Here is a 20,675-nt window from a genome sequence, read left to right as displayed (position 1 = left end):
GGTTATCAGCGGCTTCACCGTCCGTAGTGAAAGCGTTATTGAATCAAAAATAAGTCGTTTTTCTGAATCGGCAAATTAGGCAGGCTTAAAATCGGAGAAACGGCAGAACAGGAATTTATCAGGATTAGCCTTTGGGTCAATGGTGAATCGGTTCAGCGTCCAGTCAAAAAACAGACTGCAATCTTCACCGGGCAGATTGCCCGCCGGAGTCATGCTCCTTTTGCGGAGCACTATATCGGCTACCTCTGAGGAATCCCGGTAGGTGATGCTTCGCAGGTAGCCATTCACCTGCTCTCCCTCTGGATTGATTACCGTCAGGTAGCCGCAGCGAACATCATCCGGCCCCTGGTTTTTGAGGGCCGCAAAAATAGCCCGGCGCGTCTGGCGAGTGATTCTGACTTTAGCTTTGATAAGTTCGGGTTGAAACAGATGGTCAAAGCCCTCGAAGGCACCCAGTGCAATGTTTCCCGTTTCGCGGATCAGTTGTTTATCGCGGTCGCCGGGCAGGGGGGGGCTTGCGGGGCGCACCTGAGTGCTGACTTTGCTGCTTTGCTTATAGGCCGTGCATTTTATCAGATCAACCGGCTTTTTGTAGGCCAATCCTGATGAGATGAATGGCGCATGTCGGCGGAGCATCCGGGCGGGTGAAAGTTCCAGATTATAGGCCGTTTCCGGGTCAGCCACTCCCTGCACAATGAGTCGCTCATTGCTGCGCAGTTTCACCGATTTTCCCCCGAATTGCCACGAGCAGGCATAGGGCCCACCGGCTACCATGGGCGTAGTGGCCTGCATCTCATAGGTTGGGATGGCACTGAAACTGGAAAACGTCTCCAGTCGTACGCCAACCACTCTGTACGGTACGCCGTCGTTGGCCGTGCCGGTTCCCGAAAAAACAACGGTATCACCATAATAGAGCACGATACCGCCGGGATTGCCGTTAATGACCGCGTTAGTGAACTGTACGTAATGGGCCGGGTAGGGTTTGGCAGGCGTCGGTTGGGCGATAATGAAACTCACCGTATCGGGGTGTGACAGCGGTGCCACGTGCAGCAGAAACCCGTCGTCGTCGTAACTACCCGCGTCGCTGGTGGTTGACACCTCTACGCCGTTCACCACCTGTTTAATGCCCAGCCGCCGGGCAGCCTCAATGGCGGTACCTGCGGCAATAAGCGGGCAGAGTATTTCCAGTGTTGCAACCCGGTTGACCAGCGGGGTCTGGTAGGTGTGGGCCGTGTTAAACTCGTCGGCCACGCCTGCTCCCGAATCCGGATACTTTTCGTAACCCACCTCAATCTGATTGAACAGCAGATCCAAATCGGGCTCTTCTGAATACTCAAACACTTCGTCGATTACCGCAATTTCACCACCCCGGTAAAACCAGGTCCCCTCCTCGATGCGCATGGACTGCACCCCGGTGGTTAAGTCTTTTTCATACAACAAACCCGCTGCGTGCTGAGCCCAAAGGGTCTCCATTAGTTGTTTAGCCGTGAAGGTGGGCACTTTGGCCAGGCCGCGCAGTTGATTGCCCGACGTGATGGCGTACTCGGTGGCGTAGCCGTCCATCGCCTGGTTGACATTCGCCTTATCAATCAATTCGCCATGTACGGTTCCCGACTGAGTGACTGAATCAATGTTGGAGGTAATCGCCCCGAACACATGGCGCAGGGCATCGGGCAGTAAGTAGGCTTTTGTTTTGCTGGCTGCTGCCCGCGTCCTGCGGTCGATCAGGATGCGCAGGTTGCTGGTCTCCACGTAGAATTCCATCCGTTTCAGCGCGTGCACGGACGTGGCCACGATTTTGGTATAGACGAATACCTGCGTTCCGATGGGCAGCGTCAGATCGGCCCGGTAAACGCCCGAAAATGAGTGCTCCACGCTGTTGATAAATCCATTTCCTGATTTTGGCGGACAAAGGGCAACGGCCTGAATGGGCTGATTTGGTTTCTGAATAACGACGACAGGCTGAAAATTGAGTATGCCGAACTTTGATTTATAGATTGAATTTAGTGTGTTGTTGGTAATGGAAACGTTAATCGAGAATAGCCAGTCGATTTCGATATGGTACTCTCCGGCTGTATCAGTGGGGCCAAGCAATGCAGGCGGATCGAAGGTAGCGGGGCTCACATCCCCATACAGGTAATTGACTCCTTTCAGGTTCGAGAGTTCAGGAATGGCGGGTACGGCGGGGGCAATAACAGGTGTTGGGCTGGCCGGAAAGTACATTTTTGGCAGCAGGTAAAATATACCCCCCACGCCAACCCCATCGGTATAAGCATGGCTTTCAACGAACTTTTCGGCCTTGTGGAATTCCCCGCTTTCGTGAATTGTCTGTCCCAAAAGCAGGATTTCCGTGGTCGGTGTTTTTCCGATTGCCGCGTTATCCATTGTCACTATACTTTCCAGACTGATGGGCGTTTCCCAGCGGGCATTGAGCCGGGTATGGTCGTCGTTGGTGACGATACTGATTGATACCCGTCCGGGTTGAATATCAATCGTATCGAAATCCAGCCGTCCGTCATAATCAATCATTTCCGTGCCATCCCTGTCTACTTCAACAACCTGAAATTGTACCACCGCATCGGTACCATACCGGTAATACTGCTGGGATAGTAATTTGTGAGACGATTCACAAACAAAATCCAGCTTCAGGTCACCCTCCGAATAGTTGTAATTGAATCCGTGATATTTCTCGTCAACAGAGCCCGTCAACGGAACGTCGGACCATTTTACCGGCTCGGCAATGGTGGGCGAAATGGCGACCGGCTCGGTGACGCCTATTGTCAGGACGGCTGTTTTAAGTCTAAAAAATGTCTGTGCCATTTTATTTGCTGCCGAGTTGGTGTTTTTTCTGCTGGGCGTTACGCCGGTTGTGCTGCGTAGTGACCAGGTCCACTAATTGCCCGTTCCGAACGTGCCACTGATGCACCTCGACCTGCTCAAACCCTTTCTTAATCTCCGAAGCCACTCCGTTACCTGATTGTCCGACTCCGCTCATGGCGCGGGCAATCAGTGATGCCTGGTGGTTATCCCGGCTGCGGGACAAATTACCCGACAGTTGGCGGGAGCGGGCTGTGCGCTGCATGATCTGACTGCCTTCGGCGTAATCGCCCCGCAGTAGCCGCTCGGTGATGTGGTTGGGATAGATCACATCAGTACGACCCACGTCGATGATTGTCGGTTTGTCGACTACATCGACTTGGCCGTCATGTTGCCAGATTTCCCGGCCTCGATCACCCGCCCAGGCAGGCCCGGCGTAAGTGTCTTTTGCGGCCCCTTCCAGGTTCTTGCCCGCAAAATAAGCAGGGAGGGGGCGTGAAAGAACTAAGCCTAATTGCACGGCTCCTAATCCAGCCACTAAAAAGGCCAATATTGGATTAGCTACAACCTTGGAAACTGATACGGCGGTGTTGAGTATTATATCGAAAATGGCTTTATTTTTTGCGGCTACGTCCTCCTGCCTTTGGAGGGCTTTCCGTTGTGCATCGTATTTCTGCTGAATGGCAGTTTTGGCCGCTTCGTTATCACCAACAACACTTAATTCATATGATTGCTGTTTATCAAGGGCTGTAATCTTATTCTGAGTTTCCTGTTGTTGATTATCAAACAGGCCGTCAACCAGCGTTTGAGCGATGGCAACGGCGGCATCGGCTAGCTGCTCTCTTCTGGCTTTCTGCTTTTTCTTATTTTCCTCATCGTTAGAATCCTCTTTATTGGACTGAGCAATAGCGTTATCAGATTTCTTTTTGTCGAGTGCTATCTTGTCATTGGCCGCATCCTGTTCACGCTGTTTTTTCAGGGCCGCAATCTGTTCATCAGCCGACTGGATTTCTCTTATCGTTCGATCACTGGCTGATTTATATTTCTCTAAATCCTGTATCTTGGATTCAGTTAAAGTATTGCTATTAATCTGATCTTTGTCATAGGCAAGTTGAGCCGCCTGAACCTGATCTCTCAGTTCGTTAATGTCCAGTAAACCAGCAAGGCGATCACCCTCATCCTGACTTATCTTTTTAGCGGCTACATCGCCCCGAACCAGTTTACGTTTCTCATTATAAAACTGGTTAATCTTGACAAGTTGATCGTCGTACTCCTTTGCAGTTTGGTGGTCGATTTCGCGTAATGCTTCACCCGTTGCCATTAATTCCTGTTTCCAAGCTGCTTTGGCAATCTTTAGTTTTTCACGATAGTAATCAGTATCGACCTCTAACAACTCTCTGTCAATATTCTGACTCAGTTTACTCTGAGCCTGACCCGCTAAAGCCAGAATCGCTTTTTGTTCATTGAGCGAAGCAACCATCACCCCTCGTTTACGTTCCGCAAAATCAGAATCGGATAGGTTGCCATCTTGATTGTCGACTGCCAATCCGGCAATTGCTTTGTTGGCATCAGCTTTCGATTCGGATAATGATAGTTTGAGGGAATCGCGTTTGTACTGATTTTGCGCGTCAATTTTGTCAGTCAGTAGCTTTTTATAGTCATCGGTTTCTGACTTTCCGGCTGAACGAAGCATTGTTAATCGTTCATTTATGCCCGAAATGGTGATGCGTTGACGTTCGGATATGAACTTACGTTCGGATATTAGTCCATCCTGTTGGGCTGCTTCGTTAGCCGCTAAGGATTGGTCGCTGGCTGCTTTCTGATTGGAGATACTTTCTCTCAGATTTTTGTCGGCATCCTTTTGGGCTTTGGTGGCCGCTTCCGCTTTTTTGCGATTCGCATCATTGATTTTCTGCTGTATTTCTTCCTTTTTACGATAAGCATCTAACTCACTGGTTCCCGTTGATGCTTGAGCCGCCTGAGTAGCCCTGCCGATAGTCATTGCAGTACTAGGACTCAGGACACCCATAGCCACCCCGTAGGCACCACCAATTACCCCGCCCCGCCGATTTCCTTCGGCATATAATGCCTTAAGTCCAGCGGTGAACGTGCCTAGTTTATCGGTACCTTTATTTAGGAGCCATAAGGCTGCATTTAAAGCGGGTAGAAGTAGCTGAAAAATATTACTTGCCACTCCCTTTATAGCATCCTTAGTGGTTGACCAACGGCCCGAAAAACTTTCGGCCACCTTTTCTGTCGCCCCCATTATTCCCGGCACCTTACCCAAGTTAATCAGGTAATCACTAATGGCCTTACTGTTATCTTCAACGACAGTACGGACACCGTTATACGTAAAAATTACTTTATCCCCTGACTTGCTGGCGTTAATCCCAAATTCTTCCAACCGTCGGTATTGCCCTTGCTCCGCATCCGCAATAGCCTCCACGTAGTCCATAATGGTTTTACGCTTGGCAATGGCAATGTCAGATATTTGTTCTAACTGCTCTTTAGTGGGGATAATACCCGCCGTAACCAGTCGATTAAATGCGTCGGTAACCTCCTCAATTTCGGCGGGACTATGGTTGGCAAAATCAATAATAAGAGCGTTCGCTTCGGCTGCGGCTTTCTTGTTATTTTTCAGTGCATTTTCAGTCAGCAACGCCAATCGTTCGTAATTCTGCCCAACTTCAATAATGGCCGAACCCGCGCTAATAATAGCCGTACCAACACCAGCCGCCGTGCCGTATGTCCCTAGTCCTGTCAGGTCTCCCAGTGAACTAAGTGCCCCGCCCCCTTTGGGATAATTGCCGACGTTTCGGGTGTGTATCTGTTGGCCCTTCTCGATTTTACCCAACAATGTTACCTGTTGTTGGTATTGCTGATTCAGTTTGACAGCCGCCCGGTTCTGCTCATTAATCTGTCCAGTGCCTTTTTTGTAAGCGTCAGGTAATCCGTCCAGTTGCCGCTTCAAATCTCTGACTGACTGTTTTAGGGCATCGGTTGAACCTTCGGCGGCTCTAACGCTTCTACTGGAACTATTAGTAGCAGTCGATAGGCCATTCACAGCGCGGGTGGTTGTCGTTAGTTCGCGCTGAATTTCCTTACTACGCTTTGTGTCCTCCTTTTTGGCAAAATCTAACTTTTCGTACTCATCTTGAAGTATCGCCAGCCGCTTTTGCATTTGGTCAATAACCCGGTTGTTAGCCTCAACAGCCGACTTATTCTGAGCAAGTGTACCATTCAGGCTTTTGTACGTAGTAATGAGTTCTTGGCCACTCTGATTGATTTTGCCAAACTTATCACCCGCTCCTTTTTGGGTGTTATTGAAGGAGGAAACCGATTCACGGGCTTTATTAAGGTCAGTTAGCAAGCCAGCCAGCGACTTACTGATACGCTCGTTAGTGGCGACGGCGGAATCGCCAAACTTCTCGTTGGCTTTTTGAAGCAGTTCAATTGCCCGTAAAATGCCGGATTGGTCGGCTAGGTCTGAAAATAATATCTGGGAATCCATACGGAACGGGGGCCAAAAGGATTATTAAGGGCCGCACCGTCCGTAGTGGGGTAGGTCAAAATTAATGAAAAAGCCCGAATTTCGGTTCGGGCTTACTTTATTGAATCAGCTTCCAACTAATCACCCTCTGCGATTCTATAAGGAGCAGATTGTTCATCTAAATTCGACTTCACAATGATAAGGCAAGTTCGTTTGTGCCTAAAGTACATTAAATGATAAGGACATATGCTAAATTTAGGCTTCTCTCAAAGCTTAATAAGTCTGATATGGCAAAAAATGCTCCTACAGTAATGATTAGCTCGACGTATTATGATTTACGTGATATTCGGCAAGACTTAGTAAACTTTATTGAAAAAGAACTTGGTTACAATGCACTAGCATCAGAGTTTGATAGCTTCCCAGTTGATCCCGACGCAAATACAATTGAAAATTGTCGGCGTCGAGTCGATAGAGATGCCGATATATTAATCCTGGTAATTGGCGGTAGATATGGTTACGTTGATGACAAAACGGCTAAATCTGTTACTAATTTAGAATACCTTACTGCCCGTGCCAAAGGTATTCCGATCTATGCCTTTGTTGATAAGAGAGTATTACCACTTCTGCCGATTTGGGAACAGAATCCCGAAGCAAAATTCGATGGTGCCGTTTCGGATACCAAAGTGTTCGAGTTTATTCGCCAGGTCCGTTCTGTAGATATGGTTTGGACTCACGAATTTGAATATGCGCAAGCAATTATTCAAACATTGAGACTTCAGTTTGCCCATCAGATGAAAGAAGGTCTGTTGGCAATCCAGCGACTGAGTTCAGCTAAAGAGTCAATACCTGAGGGGATCAGCGGAAAAGCATTAAGGTTAATCTTAGAACAACCACTAGGTTGGGAACACTACTTCTTTGCTCAGGTCCTGTCTGATGAAGTAGATAGGCGCTCAGATTTACGGGAGGAACATCGCTTGAGGTTTAAATTCAGTGAAGGGGAAGTTTTAACAACTGCAAATGTTTTCGATTGGGCTGATTTGAAATACCAAGAAATGATTAGAATTGCGGGAGCCGGTTCTGATCTTGTTAATAATCATCTGAAAACTGCTTTAGGACCTCCGGGTCAACCATCAAACATAAAAGCCTTGGTATTCGTGGCTAAAAAGCTGGGGGAAACCTATCAGAGGGCTCTTGAAATATCGCAAGGTATCAGGCATACCTATTGTAAGCAATGTTTGCAACCTTATGTTGATGAGATGGCTACTGGGTTAGATGACCTGATAGATAAGGTGGGTGGATTTGGACCCCTTATAATGACTCAAATTGACAAAGCTTTGTTATCTCCCAAAGAGACACGAGAAGCGATTAGAATTAATTTAGTGTTGGAGTCAACTTTAGGGGAGCATACAGGAGATCTACTGAGAGAATGTTTAGAAAATTGTGAGTATATATGATATAGTACAGAGTTCTAAGGGAAAACTCACCAATTTGCCAGCTTGTATATTACCCGGTCAATTGACGATAGTGAAACCCCGTATTTTTGAGACAACGCAAGCCTAGAAACCTTTTCTGCACGTTCAGCACGAATAGCCTCAACCATTGCGTTCGTGAGCTTAGACTGACTATCCCGTTCGCCAATTGATTGACCTACGGGGCAAATCCTATCAGCCCTCTCCTTTTTCCGTTCAAGAAATATAGTTGCGTCTTTATACAGAAAGTCGGCAAATTTCCGGCACTTGATTGAGCCGCAAACCATAACCCGGCAGATACCTTTACTAGTGTCGTGTGGCCGAATGGTAGCCTTAACCGATACGTTTTTGGTAATAATACCAGCCAGTGTTCTTATAAATGAATCAGTTCCTAGTGCTCCAATCGTTGGCTGCTTACTTCTACCACTAAATGTAATCCACCCATCACCATCAAGATAACCCCTGATAAAATGATGCAAAAGGTTTGGCTCAACGAAATCAGGGAATGTAAGAATGAGTGACTTTCGAGGAATGCACCCCAACTCAGTCAACCGCGCACATAGCCTTATGCTGCTAACTGTCAGAATACACACGTTCGGATTGCTATTGTCACAGAGCAAAGGCCCTTCATAGTCAAGACATTGTTTGAAAGTTTCAACTATGGCCTTATCCCTTAATTGAAGGGCTAAAGAAAACCTTCGACCCGACTTATCATTGTGGCCATCAGCATACATTAATCCCAAAAAATAAGCCTTTGCCTCAGTATCAATCTTATCAAAAAAAGCTTCATTCAGACGGTATTTTCGTTGCTGTTCACAATGAGACCGCTTTTCTGTTCCGTTTTCCCTTAGAATAGCCGCAACCCTTTTTCTGGTAGTCGCAAATTGATTGGCAATGAATAAAATAGTTTGCCCTTGTTGATACGAAGCAACAATCGAATTGACTTCACTTACTGAAAGAATCTTTTTTACTGGCATGGCTATTTTTAGTGTCTATAAAATTCTTTGGATAACTATCTGTTTGTCTATGGCAATCGCCACACAGTGTTTGCCCGTTGGATACCTCCCACAACTCAGGACAAGATACCGCCTGTTCCACTGACTGAATGCCATTATCCTTTACGAGCTGGGAAAACTCAATTAGGTGATGTGCTTCAATCACTCTTTTCCTGCCATTCCTTTTACCACACTCCTGACACTGGAACCTGTCCCGAATAAACACCGCCCGTTTCCACTGCTCATACTGCTCCGTCTTACGAATCAGTTTAACCAGCCCTGTAATAGATATACGGGGCTGGTTAGCAATCGGGGTGGCCATCATTGATCTTCCAGGCTTTTTAACTCCGCGACCAACGCCGTTATTCTTTTGCGGCAATAACGGCGTTGGTCGTCTGGGGCATTAGCGGTAATCAAGTCGGCCAGCAGGTTTTGCCAGCCGGTCAATTGGCGGGTCAACAGAGAAAGCGGGGTAATCGGAACTTGGGGTTGTGGTTGGTTTTCCATGATAAATAATTGGTTGGTTGTGCTCCCCCTTTCTTTGCTCTACCCGGTGTCTAGTCCACTGAACACCAAGAGCGGCCAGCAGGAAAAACAACACGGGGAGCAGGAAGGGACGAAGCGATGAAGGATTCATTGAATTATTGTTATTCTTCTGTATAGGTCAGTTCGGCCATTATTAGCGAGTACAGTCGGTCTAAATGGCCGTAACGCTCTATAGCATCCAGTATAGATTCCTCTGGCCCCTTCATTAGCCTGTACACGTCAATGCCGTAGACGTAAAAGAGCTGTTTATAGAGAAAATTGTAAACCTCCTTCGTACTGGCTTGGCGGGAGTGGCTATAATCCACCACGCGGGCATGAATCGTTTGACGCAGGGATGGGCCGGGCTGACGACCGGGCGGCATTCCGGGTAAACCGAGTTGTTTACCGGGCAATGAGGAACGGCGGGCAGTAGGTCTGGCTGGTTTCACGCCATGCATGATGCTGTCCACGTCGGCCCGTAAAGACAGAAGCATTTCGCTTTGGCTGGCTAGTATCTGATTGCTCTGGCTGACCAGTTGCAGTAAGACCTGTTCCGTAGTGGAAATAACGGGGGCCGATTGACGCAGGGCTTTTTCGCACTCGATGAAATACAACCGGGCCTGTTTACCCTTCTCGTTTCGCTCGACCATTGATAACTGTTTGGCCATGTCCAGCGTCAGGGCGTAGTCAAATTCCTTACCACCGCTTTCTAAATTTTTAGAAAGCGGTACATAGTCCTCATCTTCCAGAAAGCCGTACTTAATGATGCGGTTTTTTATCCAATCAGCAAACTTTGATTTGACTTCAAGAAAATCATATAACTCACGAGCCGATACCACCTCCGAGCCTTGCCCGTTGGTGGAAACTTTGATTAGCTCATTCATGGCTCATCCCGTTCGCGGATAAAGACAGGCGGGAAGCCAGACCAGTCACTAACCCAAACAGGTCATTCTGAATTTCCTGTAACTTGGTCAGGCAGTAATCAGCCGCTTCGTACTCCTGACTTTCCGGTGTTTTTGCCTCCTCGAGCAAATCTTTGAGGTAGGATTGCTTTGAGCCTTCCAGTGCCCAGTACACTAATTCAGCCTCGGATAGATTACCCTTATGCTCCGAAACGGAAAGGGGTAACTTGATCTCCGATTCGGAATAAGATGAGGATTCGACTATCGGTTGCCGATTGTCAGGCGGGGGGGGGATTTGGGGGCCGTTTTGGGCCGCTGGTGGATTGGGGATTGCAGAATCCCCCTTACCCACGTAACTTTGTTCCGTAGACATTTAAACTACCTGTTTGAGGTTTACACGGCCCCAACGCTCGTTCCGCCAAGTCTGACGCGTTGGGGTTTTCCGTGTCTTAACAAAGGATTTTCCTTTGTCTTACTGTTTACAATATTACGTAAACTTCAAATATATTGCAAGTGTTTAGTTAAAAAAATCGTTACTCAAATATTATTCTGACCTTGAGGCCCATTGCCCCGGCGACCTTTTCAATTGTTTCCAGCGAAAGGTTTGATGTTCCATTTTCGTAACGATTGAATGCAGATTCGGATACCCCTATTTTCTCGCCTAACTCCTTTTGAGTGAAGTCTTTCGCCTTGCGGGTTTCTCTAATTAATTCTCCTACCTGCTCTTTAGTACTCATTGGTTGAACTTGGTTTGTGTATTCAAATATACGCACATCACTTGTGATATATTCAAAGTTGGCCCATTTCTTTCTTTTCTCTGTTGTTTTTACATTTAATGTATCTACACGAATTTCGCCAGTTGCTGTAACACTAAATACTATTCTGCCTTGTCTCATTAATATGGCATCATGCAACATTAAATGCCCTAACTCATATGTCTTTGTAAGTCGAAATGTTTTATCGATAGCTTTTTAGTGCCAATCTTCTTTCTGCTACTTGTTTTTCGTTCTGTTATTCTGCTGTTTCTTGTCCAACTGTGTCTTTTCTAGTTCTTTTCTGTTTCTTTTTACCAACTTTTTGTTTCTTTACATCGTTAAATGCTTGTAGATCATCTGCTGCATGTTCACCTGCTGCATGTTTATCTGCTGCACGTTCATCTGCATCAGCATCAAAATCTACATTGTTATAACTAACATCACGAAATCTAATATCGGCTAAGAGGCAGTCGATAGAGAAACGGGTGTAGCAGTCTTGCCAGTAATTTGCTGGCAAGACGTGTCTATTACTTTCTTTCATCTGTCTGCCGTAGTCATCACCACAACTCTACGGACGGAGATATGGATCAGCAAGTCAATATATCTATGGAAATCACGCGGATTGGCAGTGAATTGTCTTCCGTTAGCGTCATTATGCCCACATGGAACAGGACGGGTGATGATGGTAAAATTTACGCCAAAATACCCTTTCTCGGTATTGAAACATACGGCAAAAATGAGGCTGATTTAGGGGTCGCCATTGAAGAGGCTTTAACTTGCTTCTGCCTTGCAGCAGAAAAGCATGGTAAAGGACTAGAGTGCGAGTTAGCCTTCCTAGGTTGGACTCAGTTAACCACTACAGACACCAGCCATTCATTCTTAAAAGCTATTACGGACAACAAAGCATTTGGTTCTGCGCTAAGTACGGGAGACACAAGGGCTTTAACTGTTAATGTGCCGCCGTCACACTTAGTACCTGAATTTGCATGATAGGCGAGTTAGACGATCACTACCCAACAGTTGATTTGATCTTTATGTGCGAATTGATTGAAGGGAGTCACAAGGTAATCGACAGGATCAAGGTAGGAGATACTACTGCCTATATTTTATCAGGTAAGAGGCCGGTCGGAGAAAGGACAATTACAGTACGAGACGTTGGCGATAATTCTGTAGATTATATTTTTGCCACTGGTAACGCAATTAAATTAGGACTAATGGGGCCATTGTTGAAGTGGCTCGAAGAAAATAAGCATTGGAAAGATGGAGGTTATTTTTAAATAACAGCCCTAAAGCCCCGCTTTTAATCTGCGGGGCTTTTTTATGACCTTTCGTATCTAATGTACCTACACGAATTGGCTACGACCTCGTAACAATTACCTTTGCGCGAAAACCTTGTTTCGTCCATGAAATTATTCCTATGTTTCTCAATTGTCTTCTTACTGCCTCTTGCTGCTTTCGCACAACAGGAAGAATTGAATAAGTTTTTAACAGCTTGCCAGTCCATTAACGAAGCAGAGGCCCAGAAAACTATTCGAGACTACTCCTTTAACTATAAACCAGAGAGTGAGTTACTTGACTTCGGCGGCATTAAAGCAGAGGTCGTTGAAACTGACATTCCCGGTTTGAAAGCGTTTGCGGGTTCAGTTGTTTGTAAGATCAAAGCCAACGAGAAGGTTTTAGGTAAACAACTTACTACTGACAAAAAGATGTTCTTTATCATGTATTATGATAAAGTAAGAAAACATTGGGCCGTTTTTGGATTCCGGGATTATCTTAAGCCAGAAGAGGAATTTAGCACATCTAAAGCAAAAGTTGAGTCTGGCAGCTTCTATAGTGCGAAGGAGTTCGTTTACCGAAATTTAGCCTATTGGGCACTAATGGCCGGAAAGGTAAGTGAAGCTCAGACATATACTAAATTAGCACTGGAGGCCGCAGAGACCAATAAAAACGAATCATTCCTGATTGGAAATGAAAAAGTAATGCAGGCAATTTTATAAACGAGTCTTCGCTTTACATTCTTTAGGACGTGGCTTGGCTTTTTGTTCCGGGCCACGTTCCGGGCTTCGGAACGGTCCAGACTGTCGTATTCGGTTTTTAGATCAGCCAGCCGCTTTTTGAGTGCCCCGGCTGATGCGGTGTTGAGGTCGACGAACTGCTGGTTGCGGGCCAGTAATTCCTGATGCCGTTTGTACTCGTCGCTGAGTTTTTTTACGTCGTCTTTCAGCCCGCTGACGCTGGTACTGGCTCCCTTCTGGTTGTTGTTGAGGCCCGCAATCTGGGCACGGGTGTCAGCCAGTTCGCTGCTGAGGCCAACTAGTGACTGTTTGGCCCGCTCGTTCTGGGCAATGGCGGTATCGGCAAATTTGACGCTGGCGGCTTCCAGTTTGGCAATACTGCGCAGGATGCCGGATTCATTGAGAAGATCGTCGTAATTGATCATTGACGGACGGGGGCAAAAAAGGCTTCAATGGCCGCGCACCGTCCGTAGTGGGGTAGGTCAAAAATACAAAATTGGGCAGAAGAAAGGCCAGTCTCAGCTTAAAAATCTGCCGTGTCGGTATGGGTTGCCTTGTTTAGCGATGTCAGCAACTCCATAACGTGGCTGTCAGTTAGTTTGAAAATGCTTGTAACAAAGCCTTTGGTCGTATTTTTCAATGCTTCAATTGGCCCCTGAATGGTATTGGCCACAACGTAGAAATTACTCACCAATACCCGGTACTTTCCATCTTTCACGTCTATGGTGATGGAGTGGCTTACCTGAGTAGGGACAGCTATACCCATTATACTGGGGTTGATTGAAAAAGTCTCCTTACTTGAGAGTTCACCGGTACCGGGATCGTTGAGTTGTAATCCGTTTTTTGGGGATGTGTAGGTATCAATGAGCCACTTTCGGGCACGCTTGAAGATTTCCTCTTTTGATACACCCTCGACGGGCTCAATAATCTGATAGACAACCCGACCCGATTCATTTATGGGCAATACGCCATTTAGCTTCCCATCCTGAACAAAGGTTTTTTGAGCAAGTGAACTAAGGGGCAGGATGAGAAGGAGTAGGTAGAGGAGCTGGTTTTTCATAAAACGCGTGTTTTGCCTGGAATCTTTGATTAACACCGGTTAACAATGGCGTAAGAAGAGTCCCACACCTGAAAACTACCGTCGCTGATCCCCAGTCCGCTTTCGCCATCCGAGTACTGGGTTTTCACGCTGACCGCCCGCCCGTTGATCTGAATGTCCTTGTGCAGCAGCAGCGTCCGCCAGCCCTCGTGGCCAATGGCATCCGTGCGCGGACACACGAACGGCAGGGCCAAATGGCTGCGCAGGCTGACAGGCACCTTCATTCCAGTGGTAATCTGCTCGTACTCCTCGCTTTCGCTTTCGGTCTGGGGTAGACCTGCTTCACACTTAAGCCGTAGCACATTCCGGAAATCACTCATAGCGGGCAGATCGTAGGCGATGGGGCCAATGGCCGACCGGTTACGATAGGAAAAAAGGGCCGAGGTTTGCTCATAGCCCGACCGGCGCAGCCAGAGCCGGTTGGAAAAGAGTGTATTGCCACCCGCTACATTGAGCCGTAACCGGTAATACACTTCTGGCAACAGGGTACCGGCAGGGATACTAATCTGGGGAATAAAGTGCAGCACACCCGGCCCAACGGCCAGATCGGCTAGGGTGCCGATAGCGGGTAAAACGAGCGACAGCCCCTCAGCCGTCACTAGGTCGATATCCCCATTATCGAAAGCAAGGCCCGCTGGCATGGCCAGGTAAAACGAGTACGTTTCGCCCGGTACCAGAATGACCGAAGCCGAACCAGGCGTAAAGGCCCCGCCATCGGGAATACCCAGCAAATCACTGGCCTGGGGTCCGAACTGCGAAAACAGGATAAATCCGAATCGATTAACTAGCGTTGCCATGGGGAAGGGATGCTTTATATTTCTTGTCGACGGCAATCAGGTACTGCCAGAACGCGAAACTCGGCGTATTGTCGTCAACGGGCAAGTGCTCCATCTGGAGCGCGATTTTATTACTCACGTACACCTCCCGAATGGCTTTTAACTGGCTGGCGGGTCCACTCAGAACGGGCGGCTTGATACTTTCCTGAATTTCGTAGGCCAGTGTATTACGCTGATCGTCGAGCGTTGGGTTATCCGGATCGAGCAACTCATCAATCTGTAACATCAGCAACCGCTGCTGCAAACTGACGCGGTCGGCCTCACTATCCGGAAAGTTATCCGGAAAGGCTTCACTCAGTTCGGCATAGATTTTTTTTTTAGAGTTTCCCAGTACTGGCTCACAACCTCATCCGGAATATCCAGCTGAATCGACATTCGCTCGATGCCCTCCGGAGAGTAGTCGGGCCAGTTCTCCCCGTCAACCGTTTCAACCAAACAGCAAAACGCCAGCGAGCGGGCCGAGTACTGTTTGCCCAGCAGGTTAGCGAATAGGAACCGGGTGTTGTTAATGGCCGTCAGCTGCGCATCCAGATCATCTGATCCCACAAGGCCCATTATCTGATCGAAGTGGCGGTCGATATCGTCCTGCGTGGAGCCGACGCCCGACTCGATCAGGGAAAAGTAATCACAAGTTTTTAAGTTGAATCTAAAAAATTGCTCTGTGGCTGTATTCCTTTCATGCGCTTTTCCTTTAGCTTTCAGTTCCGTTGTCTAACTACCTCAACAGATCAGTTTAAAGAGCTACATTATCGCCTTTACACCGTTCTGTAAATATACAATAAAGCAATATATTCAACTCATGTTTACCTTAACACTACCGGGCGCCACGGCATTGCTACATGATTCTTGTTATAAATTGCCAGAATCACGGCGAACCGAATTTAGTTACTATAGTCTGATTCATTCAGCAGTAGGCTCAACATTAGACGACATAGACAAACATTTTGATTTACTATCAGCCCTGATGGGATATGACAGTTCAATCGAATCAACAAACGCAATAAATGCTTTACAGAACTTATTCAGTGAATCCTTAATAAATTATAACCCTGTCGAGTCGCTGCCACTGGCTTGTATGATCTATTCAGTTGACGGACAAACGCACAGTGATTATGATGAGGAAACGCTAAAAGGGCTATTGAAAAAAAAAGACGAAGGGGCAGAAGTTGTTTTTTTTGAATCCAGTCAGAAGATGCCCGAACACCTACGCGCTATCCATGATTTTCATAGTTTAACAGGGTCAGGCATAGGCTTAACAACAGAAGAAATTGACCAACACTTCGCGCCATTAATGGAGTCTTTAGATGGCAACAATATAGAATCTAAGATAAAGGCAGTAAATAACTTTCGTTTCTTATTATTTGACTTGCTACTCAAACAGGCCGCCCCTAATATATTGGCTCTTTGCTGTTTGGTTGACTCATTTTCAGTCAATGGAAAAGATAGTCAAAAATGGGAAGACTATTCGCCAACTGGTATTGAAGAGCTTGCAAAGCAGCTCAGCGAACAAGGCTTAAATCAAGAACACGCTCGTAGTATCAGTCCTCTTTATGACAAAGTTTTAGAACCATTAGAACAGAAGTTTCCGACCCACTTTCCTGATAGAAAAAAGGAAGCGGGCGAACGACTACATAGGGCTCTAATTTTAGAAGCTACGGAACTGCTAGAACCTGACGACACGACATTGGATGCTAAGCGAATGGAGGTTGAAGAAGAATTTATGCAGGCTATCGACCCTCCCATAATAGGAGGAGGTAATAGCGTCTCCGATTCAATCCGTGAAGCTTACCAGAAAAATAAATTCTTGTTACTAACCGAGGGGTTGCCGGTCAATGACAATACGCCTTCGTTTGAATTTTGGTCGTTTATCTACAACCTACAGGACAAATACCGCCGTAAATCTGGCGAATAGTGGGCTTATGCTCCCCCCCCCCCCTTCTTTTTGCCGCTATTGTGTATTTCCCGCATTTGGGATACTAATAGAAGGAAATAGCTTGCCGTTGCGAATTCTTACAATTGACTCTTCGGTAATACCAAACCGTTTACGAATTGACAACAAGGAAGACTTACTTTCCAATAATTGCTTTATTATAATAACCTTCTTCTTCGTCATAGGAGAGAATGAAGAGTTCCTTCTTGAGTTCATTTCACTCAAAATGTTAAAATTTCTTAGCTCTACCCGCCCTCTGGCTTCCTGTAGAAAATCGGCAGGAATTGTCTTTTTGAATAATTCACAATCCGCAGGTGTAAGCTCGATTTGAGTATGGGTTTTGTTATTTTTTATATAGAAAACAGTATTGTATTTATAGCCGAAATGCTCAACAATGTCAATCACCATACCTCCAATTGATAGTAAATATTTTATTTGCTTAACCTGCTTAATATTGAGCTTTTGACTGGCTGGGATTTCCGGTTCATCATACTGCTCAATTTCTTCTTTTGTGATTGTTATAGCCTGCCAACATACACCTTTTTTAATGTTAGTCACATAGCTACTGTTGATGTTCAGGTATTTGCCTATAGCTATGTTTTGCCAGCCTTTAGTTATTAATATTTTTATCTCTTTAGCGGTTTTGTTAGAAAGTTTTGCTACAGGGTGTTTTTCGCCTTTTTGGTCTACCCTAAAAGGGTGGTCTATTTTCATTTTCTGTTGTCGTTTTTTTGCTCTAAACTCTTCGGATTGTTTCATACCTAGAGTCGATTCAGCAACCTCCCGGACATTATAGCCGTAGGCCCGATTGTTAGCTTTGTGCAATTTTATAAGTCTATCCTCGGTGTCCGTCAGTAAGCCAATCGGCTGATTAACTATATCAACTACTTCCAGCAAATTAAACTCAAAAGCGTCGGGGCCGTATTTTTTGTAGGCGCTACTTAAGTACAAACTATGGTGCTTGCCCCTATTCAGTTGATTTCTGTGAGCACGGGCGCGATCATTAAGTTTATGCGAAGAACCGATATAGCATTTTCCATTTACGGTGTTTAGAATCTGGTAAACACCGGCTGATGACCAGTGTTCTTTTGGGATGTTATTTTTCATATCATAAATATTAGCTAAACAAGGCCAGCACAGCGGCCAGCCTTGTTAGCGGTTTAATTCGTACTTACTGATTGTTTAGGGCATTGAGTTCCGCTACTAACGCCGTTATTTTTCGGCGGCAATACTCCTGCTTCTCAACATCGCCTTGCAATTGGATGAGGTCGGCCAATAGGTTTTGCCAGTCGGCCAGTTGGCGGGTCAACAGAGAAAGCGGGGTAATCGGAACTTGGGGTTGTGGTTTGTTTTCCATGATAAATAATTGGTTGGTTATGCTCCCCCTTTCCTTGCTCTACCCGGTGTCTAGCCCACTGAACACCAAGAGCGGCCAGCAGGAAAAACAACACGGGAAAGAAAAAAAGGCGCAGCGGTTGGGGATTCATTAAGTTATTACTCTTCGTTGTAAGCCAGTTCAGCCATAATCAGCGAGTACACCTTGTCCAGATGGCCGTAACGTTCTATGGAATCAATCACTGATTCCCCGCTCGTTCGCATGAGCCGATGGGCATTTACGCCGTACACCTCAAACAGTCGCTTATAGAGGTAGCTGTACACCTCCTGCGTAGTGGTTTGGTGAAACTGGCAGTAGTCCAGTATTCGGCTGTGAATGGTTTGGCGCATTGAACCGGAAGAGCGACCGGGCGGCATTCCGGGTAAACCGAGTTGTTTGCCGGGCAATGAACGGCGGGGCGGTTTAGGCGGTAGTTTGTGGCCGGTTTGCATGATACTGTCCACATCGGCCCGCAACGAAAGCAGCATTTCGCTTTGGCTGGCTAGTATTTGATTACTCTGGCTGACCAGTTGCAGTAAGACCTGCTCCGTGGTAGAAATAACGGGGGCGGGCGGTTCAATGCGTCGCCGGGCATCGGCAAAGGATTTAACCAGCGTTGCCTTAAATTCAACGACCCGTTTAGAATTACGGCTGAGCGTACCCACAAAAAGAGCCTGATCTTCCGTTAGGTAGGCAACCAGTTTATTTTGCTTGCCTCCACCCGTTGCCAAGGGTTCCGTTTCAAACGCAACCCTTCCAAAGTTTGATTCAATAGCCTCCTGATGGGTACGAATCGTTTCTAATAGATTCTTGTGCTGAATCTCCAGTCCGGTAGCGTAGTCGAGTGAGCTTACCACTAACGAACCTTGTTCGTTAGGCGTGATTTTTATCAGCTCATTCATGGCTCATCCCGTTTGCGGATAAAGACAGGCGGGAAGCCAGACCAGCCACTAACCCAAACAGGCTATTCTGAATCTCCTGTAACTTGGTCAGGCAGTAATCAGCCGTTTCGTACTCCTGGCTATCCGGTGTTTTTGCCTCTTCTACAAGGTCTTTGAGGTAGGATTGCTTTGAGCCTTCGAGTGCCCAGTACACTAATTCAACCTCGGATAGATTACCCCTACATTCCCAAACGGAAAGGGGTAACTTGATCTCCGATTCAGAACAGGACGCGGATTCGGCTATCGGTTGCCGATTGTCAGGCGGGGGAGGGGTTTGGGGGCCGTTTTGGGCCGCTGGTGGAGTTGGGGTTGCGCCGGATGCGTCTGACCCGTACTTTTGGTCTGTGTTCATTTTAACTTACCCGTTAGATTGTGACACTTGCCCCTTTGCTATGGACGTCGAAATCTTAGCATTGGGGTTTTTTATTGGCAGTCAGTCAGTTACTTACTTTGCCGGGCAACCCGCTTAGGGTACTGTGCAGCGTTTCTGTCACTAGTTGACTTTACAATATTAATAAAAAGTTTACATATAATCAAACTTAAAGTATAAATTTTTTTACCCTATTTTAGTGTGATATTGATAGTTAACTCAGCGTTTAAAGCGGATGCTATCCTCTTAAGCGTTGATAACGAAATGTTGTCTCTACCCTTTTCGTAGAGCGCAATAGAAGATTTCTTAACACCCATCTTTTCGCCTAATTCCGTTTGTGTAAGATTCCGTTCCTTTCGGAGTTGCTTAATTATTTCCCCTATTTGTTCTGGTGTAATTTCTGACATGAGAATGATGTGCCTAGTTTCTGGGTGTAAAAATAGTGACCTGTTCGATTTGAGCAACAGGTTAGTTACAAACGGCCCCATCATTGAGTGATTGGCTATTTTAAACCTGTTTTGTCATATATCTGTCACTTCTACGTCAGGTGGTCGTCATTTATTTGCAAATATATTTGTGTTTTATTCTTACTATTTCCCGAATTATGTTGTTGATTTGTATATACAATACATATACTCTTATTAGTTAAAGATAATTCTATCTGCCTCCATTATGGCCAATAACAACGATGAGGAGTTTATAAAAATTAACTTTTCCCGTAAAGATCGGAGTACCCATATCAAAGTCCGGGTTGTCACCTTTCGGGATGGTGAGTTTATGATCGCTTATATGCCCTCGCTGAACCTGTCGGGCTATGGCAGTACCGAGCGGGAAGCGGTACTGATGCTTACCGAGGTTGTGGCAAAGGACTATTTGGTCAGTCTGCTTGATCTATCCGAAGCCCAGGTCATGAACGAGCTCCGTCAGTATGGCTGGAAACGTCGCCCATACCTGGATAAGCAGTTGCTCAATACACAGTTTCTCAGTACGGAAAAGTTGATTGAAGATTTCAACCTTCCCGCCGAAACCAAGTTCAATGAGCAATATGTAACAGTCTAATGGGTAACTTAAGAACGGTAAAGGTTGCCTGTTGGATTGCTTTTCTTAAATTTAAGGGGTGTAGTTACAAGTCAACCGAAGCCTCGCATGAAAAATG

Annotated in this window: 25 protein-coding genes; 6 read left to right on the top strand and 19 right to left on the bottom strand. The window is 46.3% G+C overall.

Going from position 1 to position 20,675, the window contains the following annotated elements; genetic code table 11:
* Positions 1 to 75: 75 nt before the first annotated feature.
* Together B157_RS0110450 and B157_RS0110445 are read right to left on the bottom strand one after the other, a co-directional pair.
* Complete coding sequence (locus B157_RS0110450) at positions 76 to 2,820, bottom strand: hypothetical protein (protein ID WP_020603280.1); 2,745 nt, start codon at positions 2,818 to 2,820, stop codon at positions 76 to 78.
* A 1-nt stretch (position 2,821) separates the two neighbouring features.
* A complete protein-coding gene (locus B157_RS0110445) occupies positions 2,822 to 6,328 on the bottom strand; it encodes a hypothetical protein (protein WP_020603279.1) in 3,507 nt (1,168 codons plus the stop codon).
* A gap of 266 nt (positions 6,329 to 6,594) precedes the next feature.
* Between B157_RS0110445 and B157_RS35005 the strand changes: the two genes are divergently transcribed.
* Entirely contained in the window at positions 6,595 to 7,761 is a 1,167-nt protein-coding gene (locus B157_RS35005; protein WP_169521711.1) for a DUF4062 domain-containing protein, read from the top strand.
* 26 nt (positions 7,762 to 7,787) lie between these two features.
* Here B157_RS35005 and B157_RS0110435 read toward each other — a convergent pair whose 3' ends face one another.
* The 7 genes from B157_RS0110435 to B157_RS0110400 all read right to left on the bottom strand — a co-directional run bounded on the left by B157_RS0110435 (position 7,788) and on the right by B157_RS0110400 (position 11,494).
* A complete protein-coding gene (locus B157_RS0110435; protein WP_020603277.1) occupies positions 7,788 to 8,753 on the bottom strand; it encodes a helix-turn-helix domain-containing protein in 966 nt (321 codons plus the stop codon).
* The gene (locus B157_RS40465; RefSeq protein WP_425423194.1) at positions 8,722 to 9,093 is read right to left on the bottom strand and encodes an HNH endonuclease; all 372 of its coding nucleotides are present in this window, start codon (positions 9,091 to 9,093) and stop codon (positions 8,722 to 8,724) included. Before B157_RS40465 ends, B157_RS0110435 begins: the two co-directional genes overlap by 32 nt.
* Positions 9,093 to 9,278, bottom strand: a complete 186-nt coding sequence (locus tag B157_RS0110425; RefSeq protein WP_020603275.1) for a hypothetical protein — start codon at positions 9,276 to 9,278, stop codon at positions 9,093 to 9,095. The genes B157_RS40465 and B157_RS0110425 overlap by 1 nt, the downstream gene beginning before the upstream one ends.
* A 140-nt stretch (positions 9,279 to 9,418) precedes the next feature.
* Positions 9,419 to 10,180 carry an antA/AntB antirepressor family protein gene (locus B157_RS36790; protein WP_020603273.1) on the bottom strand — a complete coding sequence of 254 codons (762 nt, stop codon included), beginning with the start codon at positions 10,178 to 10,180 and terminating at the stop codon, positions 9,419 to 9,421.
* On the bottom strand, positions 10,173 to 10,571 hold the full coding sequence (locus tag B157_RS0110410; protein ID WP_020603272.1) for a hypothetical protein: 399 nt from the start codon (positions 10,569 to 10,571) through the stop codon (positions 10,173 to 10,175). Before B157_RS0110410 ends, B157_RS36790 begins: the two co-directional genes overlap by 8 nt.
* A gap of 160 nt (positions 10,572 to 10,731) precedes the next feature.
* The gene (locus B157_RS39690) at positions 10,732 to 11,115 is read right to left on the bottom strand and encodes a helix-turn-helix domain-containing protein (RefSeq protein ID WP_020603271.1); all 384 of its coding nucleotides are present in this window, start codon (positions 11,113 to 11,115) and stop codon (positions 10,732 to 10,734) included.
* Between the two features lie 94 nt (positions 11,116 to 11,209).
* On the bottom strand, positions 11,210 to 11,494 hold the full coding sequence (locus B157_RS0110400; protein WP_020603270.1) for a hypothetical protein: 285 nt from the start codon (positions 11,492 to 11,494) through the stop codon (positions 11,210 to 11,212).
* Positions 11,495 to 11,535: 41 nt separating this feature from the next.
* Between B157_RS0110400 and B157_RS0110395 the strand changes: the two genes are divergently transcribed.
* From B157_RS0110395 to B157_RS38215, 3 genes are all read left to right on the top strand, one after another.
* Positions 11,536 to 11,943 (top strand): hypothetical protein, encoded by a 408-nt coding sequence (locus tag B157_RS0110395; protein WP_020603269.1) that lies wholly within the window; start codon positions 11,536 to 11,538, stop codon positions 11,941 to 11,943.
* A complete protein-coding gene (locus tag B157_RS0110390) occupies positions 11,940 to 12,230 on the top strand; it encodes a hypothetical protein (protein ID WP_020603268.1) in 291 nt (96 codons plus the stop codon). Before B157_RS0110395 ends, B157_RS0110390 begins: the two co-directional genes overlap by 4 nt.
* 126 nt (positions 12,231 to 12,356) lie before the next feature.
* On the top strand, positions 12,357 to 12,950 hold the full coding sequence (locus B157_RS38215; RefSeq protein WP_157618377.1) for a hypothetical protein: 594 nt from the start codon (positions 12,357 to 12,359) through the stop codon (positions 12,948 to 12,950).
* On the opposite strand, the gene B157_RS0110385 is transcribed toward B157_RS38215, so the two are convergent.
* The 5 genes from B157_RS0110385 to B157_RS0110365 form a co-directional block, all read right to left on the bottom strand.
* Entirely contained in the window at positions 12,854 to 13,393 is a 540-nt protein-coding gene (locus B157_RS0110385) for a hypothetical protein (protein ID WP_020603267.1), read from the bottom strand. The two genes, B157_RS38215 and B157_RS0110385, sit on opposite strands and share 97 nt — an antisense overlap.
* Positions 13,394 to 13,491: 98 nt before the next feature.
* Entirely contained in the window at positions 13,492 to 14,028 is a 537-nt protein-coding gene (locus B157_RS0110380) for a DUF4468 domain-containing protein (protein ID WP_020603266.1), read from the bottom strand.
* A gap of 29 nt (positions 14,029 to 14,057) precedes the next feature.
* Positions 14,058 to 14,864: a hypothetical protein gene (locus B157_RS0110375; RefSeq protein ID WP_020603265.1), complete on the bottom strand. Its 807-nt coding sequence runs from the start codon at positions 14,862 to 14,864 to the stop codon at positions 14,058 to 14,060.
* Complete coding sequence (locus B157_RS0110370; protein WP_020603264.1) at positions 14,848 to 15,147, bottom strand: hypothetical protein; 300 nt, start codon at positions 15,145 to 15,147, stop codon at positions 14,848 to 14,850. Before B157_RS0110370 ends, B157_RS0110375 begins: the two co-directional genes overlap by 17 nt.
* A gap of 50 nt (positions 15,148 to 15,197) precedes the next feature.
* Complete coding sequence (locus B157_RS0110365) at positions 15,198 to 15,449, bottom strand: hypothetical protein (RefSeq protein WP_157618376.1); 252 nt, start codon at positions 15,447 to 15,449, stop codon at positions 15,198 to 15,200.
* A gap of 253 nt (positions 15,450 to 15,702) precedes the next feature.
* Between B157_RS0110365 and B157_RS0110360 the strand changes: the two genes are divergently transcribed.
* Positions 15,703 to 16,815, top strand: a complete 1,113-nt coding sequence (locus tag B157_RS0110360; RefSeq protein WP_157618374.1) for a hypothetical protein — start codon at positions 15,703 to 15,705, stop codon at positions 16,813 to 16,815.
* 36 nt (positions 16,816 to 16,851) lie between these two features.
* On the opposite strand, the gene B157_RS0110355 is transcribed toward B157_RS0110360, so the two are convergent.
* The 5 genes from B157_RS0110355 to B157_RS0110330 form a co-directional block, all read right to left on the bottom strand.
* The gene (locus tag B157_RS0110355) at positions 16,852 to 17,940 is read right to left on the bottom strand and encodes a GIY-YIG nuclease family protein (RefSeq protein WP_020603261.1); all 1,089 of its coding nucleotides are present in this window, start codon (positions 17,938 to 17,940) and stop codon (positions 16,852 to 16,854) included.
* 64 nt (positions 17,941 to 18,004) lie between these two features.
* Complete coding sequence (locus B157_RS0110350; protein WP_020603260.1) at positions 18,005 to 18,190, bottom strand: hypothetical protein; 186 nt, start codon at positions 18,188 to 18,190, stop codon at positions 18,005 to 18,007.
* A gap of 137 nt (positions 18,191 to 18,327) precedes the next feature.
* Positions 18,328 to 19,110, bottom strand: coding sequence for a Rha family transcriptional regulator (locus B157_RS36785; protein WP_020603258.1), 783 nt, complete (start codon positions 19,108 to 19,110; stop codon positions 18,328 to 18,330).
* Positions 19,103 to 19,501 carry a hypothetical protein gene (locus B157_RS0110335; RefSeq protein ID WP_020603257.1) on the bottom strand — a complete coding sequence of 133 codons (399 nt, stop codon included), beginning with the start codon at positions 19,499 to 19,501 and terminating at the stop codon, positions 19,103 to 19,105. The genes B157_RS36785 and B157_RS0110335 overlap by 8 nt, the downstream gene beginning before the upstream one ends.
* Positions 19,502 to 19,710: 209 nt before the next feature.
* Positions 19,711 to 19,926 carry a helix-turn-helix domain-containing protein gene (locus B157_RS0110330; RefSeq protein WP_026308622.1) on the bottom strand — a complete coding sequence of 72 codons (216 nt, stop codon included), beginning with the start codon at positions 19,924 to 19,926 and terminating at the stop codon, positions 19,711 to 19,713.
* Between the two features lie 265 nt (positions 19,927 to 20,191).
* Between B157_RS0110330 and B157_RS0110325 the strand changes: the two genes are divergently transcribed.
* Positions 20,192 to 20,578 carry a hypothetical protein gene (locus tag B157_RS0110325; protein WP_020603255.1) on the top strand — a complete coding sequence of 129 codons (387 nt, stop codon included), beginning with the start codon at positions 20,192 to 20,194 and terminating at the stop codon, positions 20,576 to 20,578.
* Positions 20,579 to 20,675: the final 97 nt, after the last annotated feature.

The organism is Spirosoma spitsbergense DSM 19989 (assembly GCF_000374085.1).
In the GTDB taxonomy this organism is placed as follows: domain Bacteria; phylum Bacteroidota; class Bacteroidia; order Cytophagales; family Spirosomataceae; genus Spirosoma; species Spirosoma spitsbergense.
This window is presented reverse-complemented; position numbering and strand designations above follow the sequence as displayed.